12 protein-coding genes and 3 pseudogenes are annotated in these 22957 nt (G+C 75.2%); 10 read left to right on the plus strand and 5 right to left on the minus strand.

Annotation, left to right across the window (positions count from 1 at the left end; genetic code table 11):
• Nucleotides 1-367 precede the first annotated feature (367 nt).
• From Sm713_RS40720 to Sm713_RS26990, 8 genes and pseudogenes are all read left to right on the plus strand, one after another.
• Nucleotides 368-1009: pseudogene (locus tag Sm713_RS40720) on the plus strand (sugar transferase); the annotation flags it as partial.
• 1050 nt (nt 1010-2059) lie between these two features.
• On the plus strand, nt 2060-3832 hold the full coding sequence (locus Sm713_RS26960) for an O-antigen ligase (protein WP_249416713.1): 1773 nt from the start codon (nt 2060-2062) through the stop codon (nt 3830-3832).
• 14 nt (nt 3833-3846) lie between these two features.
• Nucleotides 3847-6345 carry a murein biosynthesis integral membrane protein MurJ gene (locus Sm713_RS26965; protein ID WP_249416714.1) on the plus strand — a complete coding sequence of 833 codons (2499 nt, stop codon included), beginning with the start codon at nt 3847-3849 and terminating at the stop codon, nt 6343-6345.
• Nucleotides 6346-6496: 151 nt separating this feature from the next.
• Complete coding sequence (locus Sm713_RS26970) at nt 6497-7276, plus strand: polysaccharide deacetylase family protein (RefSeq protein ID WP_212912660.1); 780 nt, start codon at nt 6497-6499, stop codon at nt 7274-7276.
• Nucleotides 7273-8046: pseudogene (locus Sm713_RS26975) on the plus strand (glycosyltransferase); the annotation flags it as partial. The gene Sm713_RS26970 and the pseudogene Sm713_RS26975, both read left to right, overlap by 4 nt.
• Before the next feature lie 21 nt (nt 8047-8067).
• Nucleotides 8068-11097 carry a glycosyltransferase gene (locus tag Sm713_RS41280; RefSeq protein ID WP_374196124.1) on the plus strand — a complete coding sequence of 1010 codons (3030 nt, stop codon included), beginning with the start codon at nt 8068-8070 and terminating at the stop codon, nt 11095-11097.
• Between the two features lie 176 nt (nt 11098-11273).
• Nucleotides 11274-11909 (plus strand): annotated as a pseudogene (locus Sm713_RS26985) (lipopolysaccharide biosynthesis protein); the annotation flags it as partial.
• Between the two features lie 512 nt (nt 11910-12421).
• A complete protein-coding gene (locus Sm713_RS26990) occupies nt 12422-13558 on the plus strand; it encodes a GNAT family N-acetyltransferase (protein WP_249417008.1) in 1137 nt (378 codons plus the stop codon).
• A gap of 117 nt (nt 13559-13675) precedes the next feature.
• Here Sm713_RS26990 and Sm713_RS26995 read toward each other — a convergent pair whose 3' ends face one another.
• Nucleotides 13676-14194 (minus strand): LPXTG cell wall anchor domain-containing protein, encoded by a 519-nt coding sequence (locus Sm713_RS26995; RefSeq protein WP_212912663.1) that lies wholly within the window; start codon nt 14192-14194, stop codon nt 13676-13678.
• 842 nt (nt 14195-15036) lie between these two features.
• Here Sm713_RS26995 and Sm713_RS27000 point away from each other — a divergent pair.
• Nucleotides 15037-15819 (plus strand): LCP family protein, encoded by a 783-nt coding sequence (locus Sm713_RS27000; RefSeq protein ID WP_212912664.1) that lies wholly within the window; start codon nt 15037-15039, stop codon nt 15817-15819.
• A gap of 86 nt (nt 15820-15905) precedes the next feature.
• The gene (locus Sm713_RS27005) at nt 15906-16742 is read left to right on the plus strand and encodes an SURF1 family protein (protein ID WP_212912665.1); all 837 of its coding nucleotides are present in this window, start codon (nt 15906-15908) and stop codon (nt 16740-16742) included.
• 767 nt (nt 16743-17509) lie between these two features.
• Here Sm713_RS27005 and Sm713_RS27010 read toward each other — a convergent pair.
• From Sm713_RS27010 to Sm713_RS27025, 4 genes are all read right to left on the minus strand, one after another.
• Nucleotides 17510-18946, minus strand: coding sequence for a hypothetical protein (locus Sm713_RS27010; RefSeq protein ID WP_212912666.1), 1437 nt, complete (start codon nt 18944-18946; stop codon nt 17510-17512).
• A gap of 176 nt (nt 18947-19122) precedes the next feature.
• Entirely contained in the window at nt 19123-19698 is a 576-nt protein-coding gene (locus Sm713_RS27015) for a SigE family RNA polymerase sigma factor (protein WP_249416715.1), read from the minus strand.
• A gap of 661 nt (nt 19699-20359) precedes the next feature.
• Nucleotides 20360-21424, minus strand: a complete 1065-nt coding sequence (locus Sm713_RS27020) for an aspartate-semialdehyde dehydrogenase (protein ID WP_212912668.1) — start codon at nt 21422-21424, stop codon at nt 20360-20362.
• Nucleotides 21424-22716 (minus strand): aspartate kinase, encoded by a 1293-nt coding sequence (locus Sm713_RS27025; RefSeq protein WP_212912669.1) that lies wholly within the window; start codon nt 22714-22716, stop codon nt 21424-21426. Before Sm713_RS27025 ends, Sm713_RS27020 begins: the two co-directional genes overlap by 1 nt.
• Between the last annotated feature and the right edge of the window lie 241 nt (nt 22717-22957).

The following is a 22957-nucleotide window of genomic DNA, read 5'->3' on the forward strand; positions in this document are numbered from 1 at the left end:
GGCTTCGGGGACGGCTTCGGGGACGGCGTCCGTTCCGGGGGCGGCTTCGGCTCAGGCTTCAGGAGAAACGGATCTGCCGGTGCTGTCCGCGGTTCCCGACATCCAGCGTGCCCTCATCCAGAACACCGTGCGGGCCGCGCTGTTCGTCGGGCCGGACGGCGGCCACGGGCCGCTGATCAGGGTTCTGACGGAGTACCAGTGCCTGGTGTGGCGGCTGGACCCGGAGCCGGCGACCGCCGCCGTCCCGCACCCGGCTCCCACGCCGGGCCAGGGGGCCGTGCCGGGTCCCGGGGTCCCGGGGCATCCGGCGCCCGTGCCCCATCCCGCCGCCGCCTCGGCGCCCGGCCTCGCGGCCAGGTCCCGGCAGCCGCGCGGCCCGGACCGCCTCGCCGGGTTCCCCTGCGCCCCGGTGTGGCCGGTGCGGCCGGCCCGTCCGTCCCTCGCCAAGCGAGCCCTGGACGTGACGGTCTCGGGGCTGCTGCTGGTGTGCGCGGCACCGCTGCTGGCGGTCTGCGCCGTCGCGCTGCGGATGATCGACGGGCCCGGGGTGGTCTTCCGGCAGGAACGTGTCGGCAAGGGCGGACGGCCGTTCACCCTGCTGAAGTTCCGCACCTACCCGCCCGCCGACGCGCGGGAGGCCAGTACCCGCTGGAGCATCGCGGGCGAGCAGCGGATGAGCCCCTTCTGCCGGTTCCTGCGGCGCACCTCGCTGGACGAGCTGCCGCAGTTGTGGAACGTCTTCCGCGGCGACATGAGCCTGGTCGGGCCCCGGCCCGAGCGCCCGCACTTCGTGGCCAAGTTCAGCCGGACGCACCCCGGGTACGCCGCCCGGCACCGCATGCCGACGGGCATCACCGGCCTCGCCCAGATCCACGGGCTGCGGGGCGACACCTCCATCGAGGACCGGTGCCGCTTCGACAACGCGTACATCGACACGTGGTCGTTCTGGCAGGACATCTGCATCCTGGTCCGCACCGCCGCCATCCTCGTCCGTCCCTCGGGGAGCTGAGACGCCGTGCTGCGAGGTCGGGCGGGAAACGTTCGCGGGGACGGGGCACGGGCGCGCGGCGCGACCCGCCTCCGGGCGGCACTACTGCGGTGGAGGGCCGGCCCGGGGCCCTCGGGACGGACGCGTGCGGTGCGGACGTCCTCGGTGGGCACGTCCTCGGTGGGCACGTCCCCGGCGCGCACGTCCCCGGCGCGCACGTCCCCGGCGCGCACGTCCCCGGTGCGCACGTCCCCGGCGCGGACGCCTTCCGTGCGCACGCCTTCCGTGCCGGTGGCTCTCGCCCGGTGGAGCCCGCACCGGCTCGTGGGGCGGGGCGGGGGGCGGCGCGTCCGGCGGGGGGCGGCGCGGTTCGTGCGGCTCCTGCGACGGGGGCCCACGCGGCTCGTGCGGCGGGGGTCGGCGCTGGTCGTGCGGCCCGGTTCGGCGCTGGTCGCCGGGGCGGGTTCGGCGCTGCTCACGGGGGCGGGCTGGACACTCCTCGTGCTGCGGGGTCCGGGCCTGTCTGCCGGGCCCGGTACTCGCCGGGCGGGGGCTCGGGGGGCCCGTGGCGTGTTCCGGGGGTGGACGGAGCGCATGCCCTGGCGGCCTGTTCCGGTAGGAGCGGTGGTCAGGGCGAGGAGGCCCGCCCCCGCGCATGCGGTGGTCAAGCGCCGGCGGCCTGTTCGGATGTCCACGGCGCTCACGCCCTGGCGGTCCACCAGGGTCCCGGCGATGCTCACGCCTTGGAGATCGGCCCGGGTGCGGACGGCGCTCAGGTTCTGGAGATCGGCTCGCGTCCGGGCCACGCTCATGCCCTGGAGGTCGGCCCGAGTACGGGCGGTACTCATGCCCTGGAGGTCGGCCCGAGTACGGGCGGTACTCACGCCCGGGAAGTCGGCCCGAGTACGGGCGGTACTCACGCCCGGGAAGTCGGCCCGAGTACGGGCGGTATTCACGCCCGGGAAGTCGGCCCGCGTCCGGGCCCCACTCAGGCCCCAGCGGTCTCCCAGGGCCCGCCCGGCGCGCGTTCCCCAGAGGCCCGCCCGGAGCCGGGAGGAGCCCCCGCCGCGGGTGCCTGCCCGGGTGCGGTTGGCGTTCGGGCGGTGGGGGCCCGTCCTGCCCGTGGTGGCGCTCGTCGCGGCGCTCGGGCTGCCCGCGCTGCCCAGCGGCGAGCACGCCCTGCCGGGCCCGGGCTCCAGCGGTGCGCTCGGCGCGTCCGGCGGGCAGGGCGGCACGGTGGCCGACGCCCTGTCGGGCCTCGTCGTGCTCTGCGCCGCGGTGCGCGCGGTCCGCCTGGCGCGCCGGCCGCTGACCAGGACCGCGGCCGTGGTCCTCGGCCTGCCCGTGGTCGGCTTCGCGGTGGCGGCGACCGGTGCGCCCGACATCGCCGGCGGTCTCGCCGGACTCGCCCGCTACCTCCAGGTGTTCGTGCTCGTGCCCGCGGCGGTCCTGCTGCTGATCCGCGACCGCGCCCAGTTGCGCCTGGTGGCCTGGGCGTTCGTCGCGCTCGCCCTGTGGGAGGGCGGCCTCGGCGTGGTCCAGTACGCCACCGGAACCGGCGCCTCGTACATGGGCTCCGACGTCCGCGCCGTGGGCACCTTCGGCCCCGGGGACGTCATGGGGATGGCGACCACGGTGGCCTACGGGATGGTGTGCGCGGTGGGGATGGCCCTGGGGGTGGGCGAGGGCGCGCGAGTGAGGGCCCGGGGCGCCGCGGGCGCCGGCCGGTCCCCGTGGGGGCGGCAGGTCTCCCGCAAGCATCTGGCCGACTCGGCGCACCGGACCGACTCGGGGCACCAAGCCGGCTCGGCGCACCCGGCCGGCTCGGGCCGCCAGGCCTCATGGGGACGGCAAGTCCACTCGGAACGGAAGTCCTCGTGGGGACGGGAGCGGGTGGCCGCGCTGGTGTGTGCGGTGCTGCTGGTGGTGCCGCTGGCGGTGTCGTTCAGCCGGGGCGCGTGGATCGCCACCGTCGTGGCGTGCGCGGCGCAGCTCCTGCTGACCGGGCTGCGCAGGTTCATCGTGGTGGCCGCCGCGCTCGCGGCCTCGCTGGCGGTGCTGGTCGGCGGTGTGGGCGTGGGCAGTTCGATGCTGGAGCAGCGGCTGACCAGCATCTCGCATGTCGCGGACGCGCCGGACCAGTCGGTCGTCGACCGGTACACGATGTGGTCCGCGGCCCTCGGCATGTGGCGCGAGCACCCGCTCACCGGCGTGGGGATGAAGGGCTTCCCCGCCTACCGCGACAGCCACGCCTCCCTCGCCCTGTCCTCCGGCAGCGACACGGAGGGCGCGGGCGCGGCCTTCCGGCGCCAGCCCCTGCTGTCGCCCCACAACATGTACCTCCTCGTCCTGGGCGAGCAGGGCCTCCTCGGCATCGTCGGGCTCGGGGGCAGCTGGGCGGCGTTGCTGGTGTGCGGCGTGAGTCGCACGGTGGTGGCGCGGCGGCGCGCGTCGCGCCCTTCGAGACTCGCGTGGACACCTCTGCGCGGGCGGACCGGCGCCGGGCGCCCGGCGGTCGGCGCACCGGCGGTCGGCGCACCGGCGGGCGAACGGGGCGCGCGCCCCGCATCCGCGGCCGGTAGCGCGCTGGACTGCGGCCTCGTCGCCTGCGGGCTGCTCATCTGGCAGCTCATGGACTTCGCGTACGCCGACATCGGCGGCCCGTCGACCGTCCTGACCGCGGTCGTCCTCGGCGTGGCCGCCTGGTGGGGCGTGGGCGCCAGGGCCCTGGGGGCGGCCGGTGCCGAGAGGAACAGCCGGACGTCCGGGGCCGGTGGGCAGGGCGGCGTGCGGCCAGCCTCACCGGCGTCCGGAAAAGCGGCACGAGCGGGGGCCGGACGGTGAGAGCGGACCGGACGGTGGCCGCACACCCGGCGGCGAAGGCGGACCTGGCGGAGTCCGAGGAGTTGATGGCCCCCGAGCGCTTGGCGGCGTCCGAGGAGTTGATGGCCCCCGAGCGCTTGGCGGCGTCCGAGGAGTTGATGGCCTCCGAGCGCTTGGCGGCGTCCGAGGACTTGGTGGAGCACGCGGATGTGTCGGCGCACGTGGACGTCTCGGCGCAGGCGGACGTGTCGGCGCACGCAGACGTCTCAGCACACGCGGACGTGTCGGCACACGCAGACGGCTCATCGCATGCAGACGTGTCAGCGCCAACGGAAGCTGCGGCCCGCACGCGCTCCCCCCTCCCCGGGAACGGGGCGGTGCCCGGCCGCGGCGGTGCGGACGCGCCCCGGTGGTCCCTCGCACGGGCCGCCCTGATCACCGCCGGGCTGACGGTGGCCGGGTCGCTGCTGGGCCTCGGCCGCGACCGCGCGCTCGCGCACTTCTTCGGGGCCGGCGGCGACACGGACGCCTTCCTGGTCGCCTGGACCCTGCCGGAACTCGCGGCGACGCTCCTCATCGAGGACGGCATGGCCTTCGTCCTGGTACCCGCGTTCAGTCTGGCGCTGGCCCGCCGCGCCACGGGCGAGGGCACCGGCCTGCGGGGCTCTGATCCGGTACGCGCGCTGGTGGCCGCCTCGCTCCCCCGGCTGCTGCTGGGCCTAGCCGCGACGGGCGCGCTGCTGACCGCCGGGGCGCCGCTGCTCGTGCACGCCCTGGCACCCGGACTGCCCGAGCACGACCTCGCCGTGGACTGCACCCGCCTCACCGGCACCTGTGCCGTCTCGTTCGGCCTCGCCGGATACGTCAGCGCGGCCCTGCGCGCCCACCGCAGCTTCGCCGCACCCGCGGCCATCTACGTCGTCTACAACGCCGGGATCATCGCCGCCATGGCGGCCTTCGCCGACCGCCTCGGCGTGCGGGCCGCCGCCCTCGGGGTGGCCTGCGGCGGCTGCCTGATGACCGCCGTCCAGGCCCCGTCCCTGTGGCGCGCACTGCGGCGGCGCGCGGGCACGAAGACGCGCTCTCCGAAGGCCGGCTCTCCGAAGGCCGGCTCTCCTGAGGCCGGCTCTCCGGAGTGCGGCCCCGCGACTCCCGCCCCGCCGCCCGCCGGGCGTCCCGAGACGACCGGCGTGGAGGCCGGGTTGGTGGCCTGCGTGCTGCTGTTCGCGCTGTGCCGGCAGTCGCAGGTGCTCATCGAGCGGTACCTCGCCTCCGGGCTGCCGCCCGGTGCCATCTCGCACCTGAACTACGCCCAGAAAGTGGCCCAGATGCCGATGGTGCTCTCGCTCATGCTCTGCACCGTCACCTTCCCGGTGGTGGCGCGGGCGCTGGCCGAGGGCGACACGGCGCGGGCGGGGAAGCGCATGGAACGGGACCTGCTGCTGGCCGGCTGCGTGGTGCTGCTGGGCGCCGCGGGCCTCGTCGCCTGCGCCCCGGCCCTGCTGGAACTCCTCTTCCAGCAGGGCGCCTTCACGGCCCGGGACACCGCGGCCACCGCGGACGTGCTGCGGGTGTACGCGCTCGGACTGCTCGGCCACACCCTCGTCGGCGCCCTCGTCCGCTGCCACTTCTCCGCGGGGCGGCGCACCTGGCACCCGCTGGCGGCGATGGTGGCGGGCGCCCTCGCGACCGCGGTGCTCGGGGCCTGGGCCGCGGGCCCCTGGGGCGTGCGGGGCATCGCCGCCGCCAACGCCGCCGGGATCACCCTCACGGCGGTGCTCCTCCTGGCCGGGGGAGGCGGCCGGGGAGAAGGGGGAGCGGGAGGCCGGAGAGCAGGGGGAGCACGGCGGGACCGGGTGCGGGGCGCCCTGGGAGAGCGGGGCGGCCGGGGACGCCGGCAGCCCGCCGTGCCGGTCGGAACCGGGCGCGTCCTGGCCGGGCTCGCCGGGCAACTGCTCGCGGCCGTCCTGGCCGCCGGTGCCGGGCTCGGCTGTGCGCGCGGGGTGGACGGGCCGCTCACCGAGCTGCTGGCGTCGGGCACGGCGGTCGCACTCGTCTACGGCCTGGTGCTCGCCGTACTCCACCCGCGCACCGCGGCCGCGACCCTCCGGGCGGTACGCGGAGCGGCCCTCCGAAGCCCCGGACAAGCCCTCCGAAGCGCTCGCCGAAAAGCCAGGGAAGCCAGGGAAGCCACGCGGGAAACCCGGGAAGCCAGAGAGGACCGGGAAGCCCGGGAAGCCAGAGAGGACCGGAAAACCCGAGAAGCCAGAGAGGACCGGAAAACCCGGGAAGCCGGGAAACCCCGGAAAACCCGCAAGCCCAGGAAAGCCCCCGGCGCCGCCCCCTCCCCCCGTACGCCCGCCGCCACCACCCCAACCGCGATCCGCCTCCGCTCCCTCTCCCGCGCCCTCCCCCGCCTCCGCACGCGCCCCGGTCTCCGCCCCGGCCCCCGCCCCCCTTCCGCACCGGAAAGCACCCGCATCCTCACCGGAAAGCACCGCCATGCCCCCGGAAAGCACCGCCATGTCCGCTGACCCGCGAGCCGTCGCCCCGCCGCCCAGGAACCCGTCCGCAACGTCCGCAACATCCGCAACGTCCACAGACCGCGGGCGGTCGCCCCGTACGACGTGGTGGCCATCCGGGGCGCCGCCGTGGGGTGGGCGCTGGGGGGCGCCCTGGATCGCGATGTACCACTCCGTGCACGCCCTCGCCGACCGCCGCGAGGACCCGTACCGGATCACCGTCACCCCCGCCCGCCTGGACGCCCAGCTCGGGCTGCTGCGCCGGCACGGGTCGCGCGGCGTGAGCGTGGCCGAGCTGCTGGCGGCGCGGGCCGCGGGGCGCGACCGGAACCTCGTGGGGCTCACCTTTGACGACGGTTACCAGGACTTCGTCGAGCAGGCGCTCCCGCTGCTGCGCAAGCACGCCTGCACCGCGACCGTCTTCGTGCTGCCCGGACGGCTCGGCGGCGTCAACGCGTGGGACGAGGAGGGCCCGCGCAAGCCGCTGCTGGACGCCGACGGCATCCGGCGGGCCGCCGACGCGGGCATGGAGATCGCCTCGCACGGCCTGACCCACACCGACCTGGCCCGCGCCGACGAGGCCCTGCGGCACGCCGAACTCGTCCACAGCCGGGCGCTCCTCGCCGAGCTGACGGGGCGCGAGGTGCGGGGCTTCTGCTACCCGTACGGCGCCGTCGACCCGGACACCGCCGACGCCGTGCGCCGCGCCGGGTACTCCTACGGATGCGCCATCGCGCCCGGACCGCTGGCCGGCGTCTTCGCCCTGCCCAGGGTGTACGTCGGCCGGCGTGACACCGCCCTCCGGCTGACCGCGAAACGCCTCCTGGCCCCCCTGCGCCGCCCCCTCCCGGCCGTCACGCCCGGCACGGCACGGCCCGATGCCGCGAACGCCTCCGTCCCCGCACCCCTGCTGCCCCCCGCGCACACCGTGGAGGCGCCATGAAGGTGCTGCACGTCATCACCGGTCTCGGCGTGGGCGGCGCGGAGCAGCAGTTGCGGCTGATGCTCCAGCACCTGCCGGTCACCGGCGACGTCGTCACCCTCACCGAGCCCGGCCCGGTGGCCAGGGGCCTCGCGGCGGACGGGGTGCGCGTCACGCACCTGAAGATGGCGAACAACCTGGACCTGACCGTGCTGCCCCGCCTGGTCAAGCTCATCAAGGCGGGCCGGTACGACCTCGTGCACACCCACCTCTACCGCGCCTGCCTCTACGGCCGGGTGGCCGCCCGCATCGCGGGGGTGCGGGCGGTGGTGGCCACCGAGCACTCCCTGGGCGACAACCTGATGGAGGGCCGGCCGCTGACCGCCGGCGTGCGGGCGCTGTACCTCGGCACGGAACGGCTGGGCCGGGCCACGGTCGCGGTCTCGCCGACGGTCGCCGAGCGGCTGTGCCGGTGGGGGGTGCCCCCCGAGCGCGTGCACACCGTGCCGAACGGCATCGACGCGACCCGCTTCCACTTCGACCCCGAGGTACGGCACCGCGCGCGGCGGCTGCTCAGGCTGCCGGAGGACATGTACGTCATCGGGGCGGTGGGGCGGCTGGCGCACGGCAAGCGCTTCGACGTCCTGCTGCACGCGCTCACCGCGCTGCCGGACGAGTGCGTGCTGCTGGTGGTCGGCGGCGGTCCGCAGGAACCGGAGCTCCGCCGCCTCGCCTCCCGGCTCGGCATCTCCGAACGCGTCATCTTCGCCGGCGAGCGCCCCTATCCCCCGCCCGCGCCGCCGGACTTCCTGGTGGGCACCGAACGGCTCCGCCCGCGCAGGCCCACCGGGAACGAGGGCCGCGGTCCCGGCACCGCCAGACCCGCCGCGCCCCGGCCCTCGGGCCCAGGGGCGGTAACGGCAACGGGAGCGGCCGACCCTGCGTGGGGCGCGCACGTCCGGCCTGTCACTCCTGGACGCGCCGGTTCCGGCCCCGCGCCGGGCTCCGGCCGGCCTGCGAACCCGGACGGCCGGGTCGTCCCGGCGTCCTCGTCTCCCGATCCGCGCACGGCACGGGGCTACCCCGGAGACGGCGACCCCTACGGCGACCACCGCCCCGACCCCCGCGCCACCGGCCGAGGTCCCGGGGCCCGCCCGGCGGGCCATGACCGGGCCGCGGAGGCCGACTTCCGCAGGGGCCGCGAGTCCTACGGGAGAGACGACCGCCCCACGGGGAACGCCCCCGCCCCGGGAACCGGTCCCCACCCCGGGAACGGCCCGTACCCCGGGAACGCCCCCTTCGCAGGCGGCCGGCTCTTCGCGGGCGGCCGCAGGACCGGCGACGACTACGGTCGGCGGCCGGGCGACGACCACCGGGCGGACGACCACCGTCACGCCGGGTACGACCCCGGCGCGGAGGACCACCGCCGCGCGGAATACGACCCCAGGGCGGAGGACCGCCGTCGCACCGAGTACGACCCCGGGACCGGCCACGAGCGACGGCCGGAGTACGACCCCCGCGCACGTGACGGCGGCTCAACGGACCCGTACCAGGCAGGTGACCCCCGCTCAGGGGGGTACGGGCGCCGGACGGGCGACGGCCGGCGCGGCCCGGGGCGGGACGCCTCCGCGGGACGGGACCCCTTCGCCGGTTCTTCGGACCCGTGGGCGGACTCCCTTCCCGGGCACCACGGCCCCACGGGCCGTGCGCACGGAACCCGAGGGAGCTCAGGGGACGGTGCGCCCGCAGGCACCGGCGGTTCCAGCGGCGTCGACGACCACGCCGGGCCGTCGCCGGCGTCCGACCTCGCCTCCGCCCGAACGCTGCCCGCACTGCTCGCCGCCATGGACGTGCTGGCGTCGCCGTGCGAGGAGGAGACGTTCGGGCTGGCGGTGGTGGAAGGACTCGCGGCCGGGCTGCCGGTGCTCTACACGGCGTGCCCCGCGCTCGACGACCTCCCCCCGGCGGCGGCACCGGGGGCACGCCAGGTGGCCAGCACCCCGCAGGCCTTCGCCCGCGCGCTGTTCGAGCTGAGCACGGCCGGCAAGCACCGCTTCCCGGTCCCGGAGGCCGTACAGCACTACGGCATCGACCAGAGCGCACAACTGCTCATGCGCATCTACGCGGCAGCCCTCAACGATCCCGCCGAGCGCGCCCGCAGACGCCCCCGGCCCACCCCGGAGGAGTCCGTCGAGAAGCCCGAGAGCGGCGAGTCGAGCACCGAGACCACCACCGAGACGTCCGGTTCTCCGGAGAACGCGACCGCGGAAGCAGGCAAGGACGGGACCGCCGCCGCTCCTGGGCAGACGCCCGATGCCGAGCAGAAGGACGAGAAGAAGGACGAGGAGAAAGAGGAGAAGAGCGAGGCGAAGGACGAAGGGAAGGGCGAGGGGAAGCAGAAGAAGCAGAAGCGGCGCTGGCTGCCCCGGTTCGCGAGACGCGGCAGGCAGCCCGCATCCGAGGACGCCATCCCGGAAACCGGCACCCCGTCCGACGGCACCCCGGCACAGGACCAGGCCGCGTCCGCCACCGCACCGGCGGCCACCCCCGACCCGGGCAAGGACGAGGCCGCCACCCCCGCGGCAACGACCGGGGCCGAGTCGTCCACCGGCACCGCGCAGACCGGAGAGAAGGCACAGGCACAGGCACAGGCCGAGGCGCGGGAAACGGAGCAGCAGAAGCCGGAGCCGAGGCGGAAGCGGAAGAAGCTGAAGCCGAAGAGGCAGAAGGAGCAGGCGGAGAAGGAGGAGAAGGCCGACAAGACGGAGAAGGCTGAGAACGCGGAGAACGAGGAGAACGAGGAGAAGGCGGAACCGGAGAAGCCCAAGGCGCCGGAGAAGCCCCGGCAGAAGAAGCGGAACTGGCTGGCCCGCCTGGGAGGACGGGGCCGCCAGGACACCCCGCAGGAGCCCGCCTCGGACGCCCAGCCCGCCCCGGACGCCTCAACGACCCCCGACACCTCCCCTGCCGAAGCGCCCGCCGCCGCGAACCCGGCCCCGAACCCGAACCCGGCCCCGAACCCGGACGCCCACACGAACCCGGACGCGCCGACACCGCCGCCACCCACGCCCCCGTCGACCTCCACACCCCCACCAACGCCCACGTCCTCTCCGGCGCAGGCACCCGCACCGGCACCCGCTCCCGGACCGGCACCCGCGACGACAACCGCCGCCCCACCGCCCACCGACCAGGATCCGGACGCCCCCACCGCCGAAGCGGGCAAGGACGAAGCCGCGGTCTCCGCGGAGGTTCCTGACGCAGGACAGAAGCGGAAACGGCTCCGGCTCCCGCGCCTGGGGAAGCGCGGCCAGCAGCGCTCCCGTGACAAGGCCGCCTCCGACACCCCGGATGCCGAAGCCCGGCCGGCCGATACGCCCCCCGCGGCCCCGGACTCCGTTCCGCCGCACGACGCCGCCCCTGGCGCCCCGCCCGGCATCCCGATCGGCACGGACATCCGCAACGGCAACGGACCCGCCCCCGTACCGCACCCCGACCCGGGCCCGGACGTGGTCGCCGCCACCCCCGCCACCGAGGCGACGACCGCCCCCGAGGCCGGAGCCGACGCCGGTTCCGGGACCGGGGCCGGGACCGGGAAGCAACCCCCCGCCTCCGCGCCCGCCACCCCACCCGGCACCGCCGAACCGAAGACGGACCCCGCGGCCTCCACCTCCACCCCCGCCTCCACATCCCCCTCCCCCTCCCCCTCGACATCCACCCCCACCTCGACCTCCACCGACCCGATCGCCGAGGCAGCCCCGGACAACCCGGGTGCCGTCCCCGGTAGCGGCACGGACGCCGACCCCGATACCGATTCGACCTCGTTGGGAGTGAGCTCCACGTGACCCGAACCCGTGGCAGACGGGGTGCCCCCGCGGAGCGGCCCGCCGCCCAGCCCGCCCCCGCGAAGCAGCCCGCGCCGCCCAAGCAACCCGCCCCGCCGGAGCGCACGGCGCCCGAGCAGCCCGAGGAGCCCGTCCGGCCCGTGCCGGACGGGCCGGCACAGCCGCCCGACCAACCCGTGCGCACCCCCACCCGGTCGCGTGGCACCCGGCGCACGCCGACCGGTGAACCACGCCACGCGCGCAAGCGCCGCGTTCCCGCGTGGTGGCCGCTACCCGTCTGTGCCGCGCTCGGCGCGGCGGCCGGGGGCTGCTACGGCGTGCTGAAGGCGCCGCAGTACACGGCCACCAGCTACGTGCTCGCGGTGCCCGAGAACAGGTCGGACTCGGCCCGTGCCCTCGGGTTCGCGCAGGCGTACGGCCGGGTCGCGACGCAGGTGGGCGTGCTCGGTGACGCGCCGGTGTGGGCCGGCGTCCCGGGCGCCGTCCTACGCGGCAGCGTGCGTGCCGAGACCTCCCCGGACGCACCGATGATCGCCATCACCGCCACCTCGACCCGCATGGGCAAGACCGCCGACATGGCGAACGCCGTCTCCCGGACGCTGATCGCCCACGCCAACCGGAACCGCGGGGACACGGAGGTGCGGCTCATCCAGTTCTCCCGCGCCGTCGACCCCGTGGAACCCGCCTCCGCCTCGGCGCCCGTCACGGCGCTCGTGGGCGGCTTCGCGGGCGGGTTGCTGGGCGGCCTCGCCCTGCTGGCCCGGCCCCGGCGCCGTCCGGACCCCGTACCGCCCGCGGTACCCGGCCCCGCCGCCACCTCCCCCGACCTCGAACTCGAACGCGAACTCGACCGGGACGGCACCGCCGACCGCTCCACCGATCACGCCGGCGACCGCGTTGCCGACCGCGCCGTCGACCGCGCCGCGGACCTGGAGGGGAGCCGCCGATGACGGGCCGGACGACCGCCACCCGAACCACCCAGGCCCCTGAAGCTCCCGAAGCCCCTGGCGTCCCCCAATCCCCCGATGCCCCCGATGCCCCCGATGCCTCTGAGGTCTCCGAGGTCTCCGAGACCTCCGGGGTCTCCGCCAACGCGCAGCCGGGCGCAGCGACAGACGCGGGACCGAACCTCGCGGCCGACGCGGAACCGAACCCCCTGGCCGACGCGGAACCGAACCCCACGGCCGACGCGAAACCGAACCCCCTGGCCGACGCGGAACCGAACCCCACGGCCGACGCGGAACCGAACCCCGTGACCGGCGCGGAACCGAACCCCCCGGCCGACGCGGGACCGAACCCCACGGCCGGCTCCCCGCGCGCCGAGGTGTGCACGTCCGCCGAGGAGTTCGCCGCGCTCGGGCCGGAGTGGGACCGGTTGCACGGCCGCTGCACACCGGCCACCCCGTTCCAGAGCCACGCCTGGCTGCACGCGTGGTGGGGGGCGTACGGGGCGCCGCGGTACCCACGCGGCCTGCGGGTGATCCTGCTGCGTGCCGCGGACGCGACGCTGGTCGGGGCCGCCGCACTGCTGCGGACCGGCGGACCGGTCCCCGCCCTGGTACCGCTGGGCGGCGCGATCTCCGACTTCTCGGACGTGCTGCTGGACGACGCCTGGGCGGAGCGGGCCGCCCCGGTGCTGGCGGAGGCGCTGGCGCAGGCCGCGGGCGGTGCGCTGATCGACTTTCCCGAGGTGCGGCCGGGTGCGGCGGTCGAACGGGTGTACGCGTGCTGGCCCGGCCCGCGCCGGTCGCTGCCCGCCTCGGTCTGCCTCGAACTGCCCGCCGTGCCGATGGACGAGCTGGTGGCGCGGCTGCCGTCGTCCCGCGGCCAGCGCGTCCGGGCGAATCTGCGCAAGACGGCCGCGCTGGGCCTCGAACGCCGCGCGGTGCCGCCCGAGGAGGTGCCCGGAGCGCTGCGGGTCCTGCTCGACCTGCACCGGACGCAATGGCAGGGCCGGGGCCGGAAGGTGACGGCCGAACACCTCCGGCCCCGGTTCGCCGCGCACCTGGAGCAGGCGGTGGGCGCCATGGCGGGGCGGGGAGAGGCGGCGGTGACGGAGTTCCGGCTCGACGGGGAGGTGGCCGCGGTCGACCTGACGCTGGTGGCGCCGCGGCTGACCGGCGGCTACCTGTACGGGGCGGATCCGCGGCTGCGGGAGCGGAAGGTGGACGTGACGACGATGCTGCTGCACTCCGGCACGCTGCACCTGGCGGACCGGCCCGCCTCGTCCGGCTCCGGCAGATCCGGTGCCCCCGGGGCCCCGGGCGTGCTGAGCATGCTCCGCGGTGATGAGCCGCACAAGTACCACTGGCGGCCCGAACGGGTCGTCAGCCGCCGGCTTCTGCTGGCCCGCGGGCGCGGGGGCGTGCTGCTGGGTGCGGTGGCGTGCGGGGCGGCGGGGCGGGGCGTTGCGAAGGAGGTGCTTCGCGCTCGCCGGTCGCGCACGGGGGCCCCGGCCTGACGATGCGCTCCGGGCCCCGAGCCCCGGTCTCGCTTCGGGGGGAGCCCGGACACACGCGTACCGCCCCGGCCGGGGCTGCGGGGGCGCCCGGCCGGGGCGGGGGTTCGGCGGGTGGGGCTACCTGCGGGCTGCGACGCGGCCCCTGCGGTAGAGGATGCCGCCGCCGGCCAGCAGGACCGCGCCGAGGCCGCCGGCCACCAGCGTGGTGGGGTCGCCACCGGTCTCCGCGAGCTGCGGGGCGGGGGCGGGCAGCGTACGGGCCTGGTGGGCCGCCGGACGCTCGGGTGCGTGCGGGCGGGGCGAGTCGGGCCGCGGGGAGTCCGGCTCCGGGGAGTCGGGACCGGCCGGCTCGTCGCCGGGCTCGTCGCAGTCGTCCGGGCTCTCGCCGTAGGACCTGCCCCCGGAGCCACCGCCCAGGACGTCGGTGACGCTGACGCAGTCGTCCCTGGACGCACGGCCGGAGTCGCCGAGGGTGACACCGTCGTCGCAGACGGCCAACGGTCCGCCCACGGCCGACGGCAGGCTGTCGGCCAGTACGCTGGTCGGGTCCGACACGAGCGAGTCCACGTCCGCGTCGGCGAACGCGTAGCCGCCGGGCACGGACAGGATTCCCGTCACGGCCGCGGCCGTGAGCATTCCTTTACTGAGGACCTGTCGCAATCTAGTTGTCTTCCTGCTCGCAATGGGGAGCCGGCCTGTTCGGCTGACCGTCCAAGCCCGGCACTGACACAGCCTGGCTGGCTGCCGCAGTACCACGTGATGCATGAGCGCCGGCCCGCCGCGGATTCGGCGGGAACGCTCGGAACGTTTCTCGTTTACTTTTCTGCTTTTCGGGACAACGCGCGCACGTAGGCACTGGCGTCTCTTCAACTGCACCGCACCCCGAATGGTTTCGGGTGCTCACCCCGCGGATGTTCACAAACCCCCGCCGCGCGGCCAGAAATCCCGCGACACAATCGCGTTCCATTCCGGGTCGGGCCATCCCGGAAGTGTCCTTCCCTGACGGCGCCAGGCATCGAGAAGTTCCTGGTAGACCGGCTCAGGTGCCCGGTTCTCGGGCGTCCGCCGGCTCTCCGGAATCCAACCTCGGCGTTTTCCGTGACCATGGGATCTGCTCATGCTCGCTCTTCTCTCCGGCACGGCCGCGACCTCGGAGGAAGCCCCTTGCGCGCCGGCGGAAGTCCCGTACGCGCCGGTGGAGGTCCGGTCCGCGGATTGGCACGGACGACTTGCCGGGACACGCCACGACGGGCGCGCGCCCACACCATCGGAATATCGGGCATACGCTTGTTCCGCATGCCGGGAACGGGACGGAGTGAATTGTGGATAAGCATAAGAAATCACCGTCCACATATCGCGGGAAGAAACGGCCCGGTGCCATTCTCACCGCCGTCACGTTAATCGCACTCGCCGCCGGTGTGGGTGGCGCCTCGCTCGCACTGCCCCGGGGTGGCCCACCCGCGGACTCCCTCGCAGGAATGCGGGCGGGGCCGCATGGCGGACCCGGCACCAACATCCTGCTGATCGGCACGGACGGCCGGGGCGGCGGCGCGCCCGGCACGCACCGCACCGGATGCGACTGCGCCGCCATGCCGCTCCTGCTGCTGCACGTCTCCGAGGACCACGACCGCGTCGCCGCCGTCGCGCTGCCCCCGGGCTCCCGCTCCCCCGCCGCGCGCCGGCCCGCCGCCCGGGGGGTGGAGGACCTGGCACGCGTGACGCACGTCCGCGTCGACCGCTACGCCCAGCTGGACGTTCCCCGCTTCACCGCCGCCGTGGACGCCCTGCACGGCGTCGAGGTCTGCACCGCGGGCCCGCCCCGGGATCCCGCCCGGGGCCGGCGCCTGCTGAACGGTGCCGAAGCACTCCGTTATGTCAGCGCCCGGGGGCCCGCTGCGGCCGGGGAGGCGGACCGGGTCCGGCGGCAGCAGCGGTTCCTGGCGGCCGTGCTGCACCGGCTCGGCACCGAAGGCGTCCTCGACTCCCCGGTCCGCGTGGCCCGGCTGGGCCGGGTCCTGCTCGGGGCGGCGCGCGGCGACGGACGGCTGACCGTGCCGGAACTGGTCACGCTCGCCGGGGTGGTGCGGCGGGTCGGCACGGGCGGCACGGAGTTCGCGAGCGCCGGGGTGCGCTGGGACGGGCCGCGGGCCGCCACCGTCTTCGGGCGCCTCCGCACGGACCGCCCCCTCACCGGTACCGCCCCGAACACCGGCCCCGGCGCCCCACCCCCGCTGCGGGGTACCGCCCTGGACTGCCCCTGACCGAACGGGAAGCGGCGAGCGCGCGGTGCGCCCTCCGCGCCGTACCCCTCGGCCGCCGCCGGCACCGGGCCCCGTACCGTGGTGGTGTGTACCGGTTCCTGCTGACCCCCCGCTGGTGGGGGATCAATGTCTTCGCGCTCCTGGCGATCCCGCTCTGCATCTTCATGGGCACGTGGCAGCTCAGCAGGTTCGAGGGCCATGTGCGGGATCAGCGCGAGGCGGACCAGGCCACGAGTGCGGCCCACCGTGCGGCGCCCCGGCCGCTGGACTCCCTGCTCCCGGTCAGCCAGCTGACCACCGGAGAGCGGGCCACCGCCACCGGTCACTACGCCGACCAGTTCCTCGTCCCGCACCGCTCGCTGGACGGCAAGGACGGCTCCTACGTCCTCACCCTGCTGCGCACGGACAGCGGCAGGGCGGTGCCCGTGGTCCGCGGCTGGCTGCCGGGACCGCCGCGGCCCGGCGCCGCCCCGGCGCCTCCCTCCGGGGAAGTCACCGTGACCGGCGCGCTCCAGGCCTCCGAGACCCCGGGCGACAACGGCGTCACCGGCGCGGGCGGACTGCCGTCCGGGCAGGTCGGCATGATCAGCGCGGCGTCGCTGGTGAACCTCGTCCCGTACCGCGTCTACGACGCCTGGATCACGCTGGACGCGGCGGCCCCGGGGCTCAAGGCGGTCCCGGCGACCGCCCCCGAGGGCGGCGGCCTCGACCTGAAGGCGTTCCAGAACCTGGGCTACACCGGCGAGTGGTTCGTCTTCGCGGCCTTCGTCGTCTTCATGTGGTTCAGGCTGGCCCGCAGGGAGGCGGAAATGGCCAGGGACGCGAGGCTGGGCCTCCTGGACGTGGAGGGGCGGGCGGCGGACGCCGCGCGAACGGCTGACGCCGCGCAGGCCGAGAACCACCGCACCGCAAGCACTCGCTGAACACCGACCAAATGGGGCGGTTTCGGTCGTCGCCGGACCACCGGGCGGGTGGGTGGTTGCTCGCTCCCCCACTGCCTTGAGGGCGTGGGAGGTACCCCCATCCCCGCGCCCCTGATCCGGGGGGTGCTCGTCGCGAGCAGGTGTCGGCTTCGTCGTGGTTGCTCGGGCCCGCGCGGCGGAGCCGCATATCGATACAGTCCCGCGCCCCTTGAAAGCGGGGCTGCGCCCCGATGAGCGGCTGCGGCGCCCGGACGTGATCGGGGCGCAGCCCCCGTTCTTCAGGGGTCCTTGCACTATGAGCGTCCGATAGGTCGCGTGGTCTGGTGCCGTGCATCGCAAGGCGCCGGAGAGTCCTTGATGGGGGTCCCCCCGCGCGAGCGAAGCCGAGAGTGGGGGAGGAGCTACCAGGGCTTTTCGGCAACGCGGCGAGGTACGGTGCCAGGCCGCGCGACCCGGGCGGGCACAGTGCAAGGACCCCTTAGGGGCGCGGGGAACTGCGCGACAAGCCACGACGGACCCGCAGCCCACACGATCGAGAACCCGGCAGACGCCAAGGGGCGCGGGGAACTGCGCAAACGCCCCGACGCACCCGACACCTGCTCACGGGGAGCACCCGCGGATCAGGGGCGCGGGGAACTGCGCAAAACACCCCGACGCGCCCGCACACGACCCACGGCCGACGACCCACGGCCCACCGCCCACCGCCCACCGCCCACCGCCCAAAACAGGGAGCACACCGCACGGCCCCGCCGCCGGCAGGCGAACCGTCAGGACCCCGGCAGAAGCCCCGTCCGGTACACCGTGCCCTCACAGGCATTGGGAATGGTGGCCGCGGCAGTCGGCCCCCCGGGCTCCGCGGTGTGCGACACCGCGACACTGCCGTCCCCGGCCGGCCCGTCCTCCCGGTAGAGCTGCGTGGTCGTCCCGGTCCCGGTGTCCCCGCCGTCGGCGGTCGGGGAGTCCGACGAGCTCGGATCGGGCGAGGGCTCGCCGCCCCCACCGCTGGGGCAGCTGGCGGACGGCACCCAGGCGAACTTCACCTCGTACGACTGGCCGGGCGCGAGGCTCAGCTCGCTCGGCTGGGCCGCGGGCGCCGGCAGCCCGGCCGCCGGATCGCCCGCCGTGTGGTCGACGACCGTGATCTTCGCGGCGTCCGCCGCACCCTGCGCCATGGTGGCGATGGTGCCGGCGCTGTCGACGGTGCAGTCGCTGCCGGAGACGTTGGAGACCCGGAAGGTGCCGTACACCGTGCCCCCGGAATCCGGCGCGCCCACGCTCGCCTGGACGTTGCCGAGCGCGCCGGGCACGCAGTCCGGGGACCGGACGGCGAGGGTGTTCCCCGGGTCGGGGCTGGTGCCGGAGCCGGAGCCGCCCTTGTCCTTGCCGTCGTGGCCGTGCCCGCCGCGGTCGTCCTTGGGGTGGCCGGACCCGGACGGCTGCCCGCCGCCCGGCCGGCTCCCGCCGTCGTCCTTGCCGCCGCCCGTGCCGCCGTGCACCGCCTGGCCGTGGCCGGCGACCGCCGTGTGGTCGTCGTTCGAGCCGGTCGCGTGCGAGACGCGGATGACCGCGGGGACGGCCACGCACAGCAGCACGACCGCGGCGGCGGCGCCGACGAGCGCCTGCCGCTTGCGTGCGCGCCGGGCGGGCACCGCCAGGCGGAGCCGCTCCAGGGTGCCGTCGCCGGGCTCGACGTCGCGCACGGCCTCGTGCAACAGGCGGCGCAGCGCCTCCTCGTCGGCGCCCGGGGGGTCCTCGCCGCGGGGGCCCTGGGGGCCGTCCTGCGGGGCGTCGTGGTCGTCACGGTCGGAGTGATCGCCGCGGCTGTCGCGGTCGTCGCGGCCGGCAGCGTCGTCGTTCCCGTCGCGGCCGTCGCCGTCGTCCGGGCCGTCGTGGCCGTCCGGGTCCGGGCCGCCCGCGCCGGGGTCGCCGGGCCCGTCGCCGCGGCCCCCGCCGCTGCCGCCGCGACCCGCACCGGCGGCGCCGCCCGCGCCGGGGCTCGCCTCGGGCGCGGACGTGCCCGGCACACCGGCCTCGCCGGAAGCCACCGGGCCCCCGGAACCGGAGGGTTGGCCGGAGTCCGCGGAGCGGGTGGAATCCGAGGAGTGGCCGGAATCCGGGGAGTGGGTGGTGCCGGCAGTGCCGCGCGCGGTCCCGTCGCCGCGAGCGTTCCCGCCGGGGAAGCTGTCGGAGGGGGCGTCGTTCACTGTGGGGTTCCCAGTGTGGTGAATGTCTGTAGGTCGGCCGCCCGGAGCGGGCGGTCCATGGCGGTCGTGCGGATCGTACCTGCCGGGGGCCCGGACCGTGCCGGGGCGGCAGGACCCGGGGCGCGCACCGGGAACACCGGTGCTCCCGTACCTGCCGTGCCCGCGTCCGGCGGTGTTCATGCCGGTGCCCCCATGGCGGTGCGCAGCGCGGCGATGCCGCGGGAGCCGTAGGCCTTCACGGAGCCGAGGGATATGCCGAGCGTGTCGGCGACCTGGGCCTCCGTCATGTCCGCGAAGTAGCGCAGCACCAGCACCTCGCGCTGGCGGCGCTGGAGTCCGCGCATGGCCTTGATCAGGGCGTCGCGCTCCAGCTGGTCGTACGCGCCCTCCTCGGCGCTGGCCATGTCGGGCATCGGCTTGGTGAGCAGCTTCAGGCCGAGGATGCGGCGGCGCAGCGCGGAGCGGGAGAGGTTGACGACCGTCTGGCGCAGGTACGCCAGCGTCTTCTCCGGGTCGCGCACCCGCTTGCGGGCGGAGTGCACGCGTATGAACGCCTCCTGGACGACGTCCTCGCAGGAGGCGGTGTCGTCGAGGAGCAGCGCGGCCAGGCCGAGGAGCGACCGGTAGTGCGCGCGATAGGTCTCGGTGAGGTGATCGACTGTGGTGCCGGCGGCCATCGTGTCGTCAGCGCCCTCGCGAGGGGACTGCGCGGGGACCGGACGCGCCGCGGGCATGGGTGCGATCACCGGCATGCCACCGGGCGCACGCGGCCGTCTGGGCGGCCTGAGAACGGCCGCGCCGGACGGCGCGACCGAGAACGCTGGGTATTTGACGACCTCTGCCACGCAAGTTGGACACTCTTCCCCCCGTCAGGGTTGTACGCGCCGGCAGAGTGGTTCACGCCATACACGTCATACACGCCATACATGTCGTACGCACCGGGCATCTCGCATCTACCGGACACCGCTCTCGCGGGCACCGCGGCCGGCGGTGCGTCACCCGCTCTCATCGTCCCAGCCCCTCCCCATGACATCCGGCCCGGGGCGGCACCCCTGGCGTGAGCGAAGAGACGCCGCGCGCGCGGTCGGCGGTTCCACGGACCGGAGAGGAAATACTCCCGCCCCTGAACACGGGGCTGCGCCCCGGCCCACCCCAAGGGGCGCGGGGATGGGGGTACCTCGCACGCCCTCAAGGCAGTGGGGGAGCGAGCAACCACCCACCTGCCGGCGGCCCGGACACGACCGCATCCGCCCCCTCGGGACGGTGACGACCCGACCGTCTCGCCGTCGTCGGTCGCGCAGTTCCCCGCGCCCTGAAACACGGGGCTGCGCCCCGATCGGCGGGCGCGGAAGCGGCTGCCCCCTGCGGCCGGTGGCGACCCGGCCACGCGCGCCGCCGCCCGGGGCCCGGTGCTCAGGAAGCCGTCAGTTCGGCGGCGACCAGCTCCGCCACCTGGGCCGTGTTGAGCGCAGCGCCCTTGCGGAGGTTGTCGCCGCAGACGAAGAGCTCCAGCGCGGTCGGGTCGTCGAGGGCGCGCCGGACGCGGCCGACCCACGTCGGGTCGGTGCCCACCGCGTCCGCGGGCGTCGGGAACTCGCCGGCCCCGGGATCGTCGTAGAGCACCACGCCGGGCGCGGTGGCCAGGATCTCCCGCGCGCGGTCGACCGTCACCTCGCCCTCGAAGCAGGCGTGCACGGTCAGCGCGTGCGTCGTGACGACCGGCACCCGCACGCACGTCGCGGCGACCTTCAGTCCGGGCAGCCCGAGGATCTTGCGGGACTCGTCCCGCACCTTCATCTCCTCCGACGACCATCCCTCGTCCCGCAGCGACCCGGCCCAGGGGACGACGTTCAGCGCGACGGGTTCGGGGAACGGTCCCGTGCTGTCGCCGAGGGCGCGGCGCACGTCGCCGGGGCTGGTGCCCAGTTCGGTGCCGGCGACCAGGGAGAGCTGCCGGCGCAGGGTGTCGACGCCGGACCGGCCGGCGCCGCTCACCGCCTGGTAGGAGGAGACGATCAGCTCGCGGAGCCCGAACTCGGCGTGCAGCGCGCCGATCGCCACGATCATGCAGAGCGTGGTGCAGTTCGGGTTGGCGATGATGGCGCGCGGACGCACTCGGGCCGCGTGCGGGTTGATCTCGGGGACGACGAGCGGCACGTCCGGGTCCATCCGGAAGGCCGCGGAGTTGTCGACGACGACGGCGCCCCGCGCGGCGGCGACGGGCGCCCACTCGGCGGCGACCTCGTCGGGGACGTCGAACATGGCGACGTCGACGCCCTCGAAGACGTCCTCGGCGAGGGCCACGACCTCGACCTCCTCACCGCGCACGGTCAGCTTGCGGCCGGCCGAGCGCGGTGAGGCGACGAGACGGATCTCGCCCCAGATGTCCGCGTGCTGGGACAGGATTTCGAGCATGACGCCGCCGACGGCCCCGGTCGCGCCCACGACCGCGAGCGTCGGGCGCCCGTACCGCTCCATCAGCGGCCGGTGCCCCCGTACACCACGGCCTCGTCCGAGTCGGAGTCGAGCCCGAAAGCGGTGTGCACGGCGCGCACGGCTTCGTTGACGTCATCCGCGCGGGTGACGACCGAGATGCGGATCTCGGATGTCGAGATCAGCTCGATGTTGACGCCCGCGTCGCTGAGCGCCTCGAAGAACGTGGCCGTGACGCCGGGGTTGGTCTTCATGCCCGCGCCGACCAGGGAGATCTTCGCGATCTGGTCGTCGTAGCGGAGCGAGTCGAAGCCGACCGTGGGCTTGATCCGCTCCAGCGCGTCGATGACCTTGCGGCCGTCGGTCTTCGGCAGCGTGAAGGAGATGTCGGTCAGGCCGGTGGTCGCCGCCGAGACGTTCTGCACGATCATGTCGATGTTGATCTGCGAGTCGGCGATGGTCCGGAAGATCTTGGCGGCCTCACCGGGCTTGTCCGGCACGCCGACGACCGTGACCTTGGCCTCGGAGGTGTCGTGGGCGACACCCGAGATGATGGCCTGCTCCACCTTCTGCTCTCCCTGCTGTTGTGCCGCGCCGTCGGGGCGCTCGTTCGTCACCCAGGTGCCCGGCAGCCCCGAGAACGAGGATCGGACGTGGATGGGGATGTCGTACCGGCGTGCGTACTCCACGCAGCGGTGCAGCAGCACCTTGGAGCCGGAGCTGGCGAGCTCCAGCATGTCCTCGAAGGAGATCCGGTCGATCTTCCGGGCCTTCTTCACCACCCGCGGGTCCGCGGTGAACACGCCGTCGACGTCCGTGTAGATCTCGCAGACGTTGGCGTCGAGCGCGGCGGCGAGCGCCACCGCGGTGGTGTCCGAGCCTCCCCGGCCCAGGGTGGTGATGTCCTTCTTGTCCTGGGAGACGCCCTGGAAGCCGGCGACGATGGCGATGTTGCCCTCGTCGACCGAGGTGCGGATACGTCCCGGGGTGACGTCGATGATCCGGGCTTTGGTGTGGACGGAGTCGGTGATGACGCCCGCCTGGCTTCCGGTGAACGACTGGGCCGCGTGGCCCAGGTTCTTGATCGCCATCGCCAGCAGCGCCATGGAGATCCGCTCTCCGGCGGTCAGCAGCATGTCGAACTCGCGGCCCGCCGGCATCGGGGATACCTGCGCGGCGAGGTCGATCAGCTCGTCCGTCGTGTCGCCCATCGCGGAGACCACGACAACCACCTGGTTGCCGTTCTTCTTGGCTTCCACGATCCGTTTGGCGACTCGCTTGATGCCCTCTGCATCGGCTACGGAGGAGCCTCCGTACTTCTGCACGACAAGGCCCACGTGCGCTCCTCGCTCCTTCGGTGCTTTGGCGCACTTTGCACAAGTGCGGCTCCGTCATTTTACCGAGGCTCCGGAATCCGACCCGTCGGCCGGGGCCCCAGCTGCGCATCTGCCCCGCAGGGGCGAAGACCACTCGGGAAAGTGGCTCGGGTCACACGGCCGCGATGCGACCCTGCGGGTCGCCACCGGCCGAAAGGGGTGGTATCGGTCCGATCGGGCCACCGGCCGGTGGGGGTCGTTC

It is taken from the genome of Streptomyces sp. TS71-3, assembly GCF_018327685.1.
GTDB lineage: Bacteria > Actinomycetota > Actinomycetes > Streptomycetales > Streptomycetaceae > Streptomyces.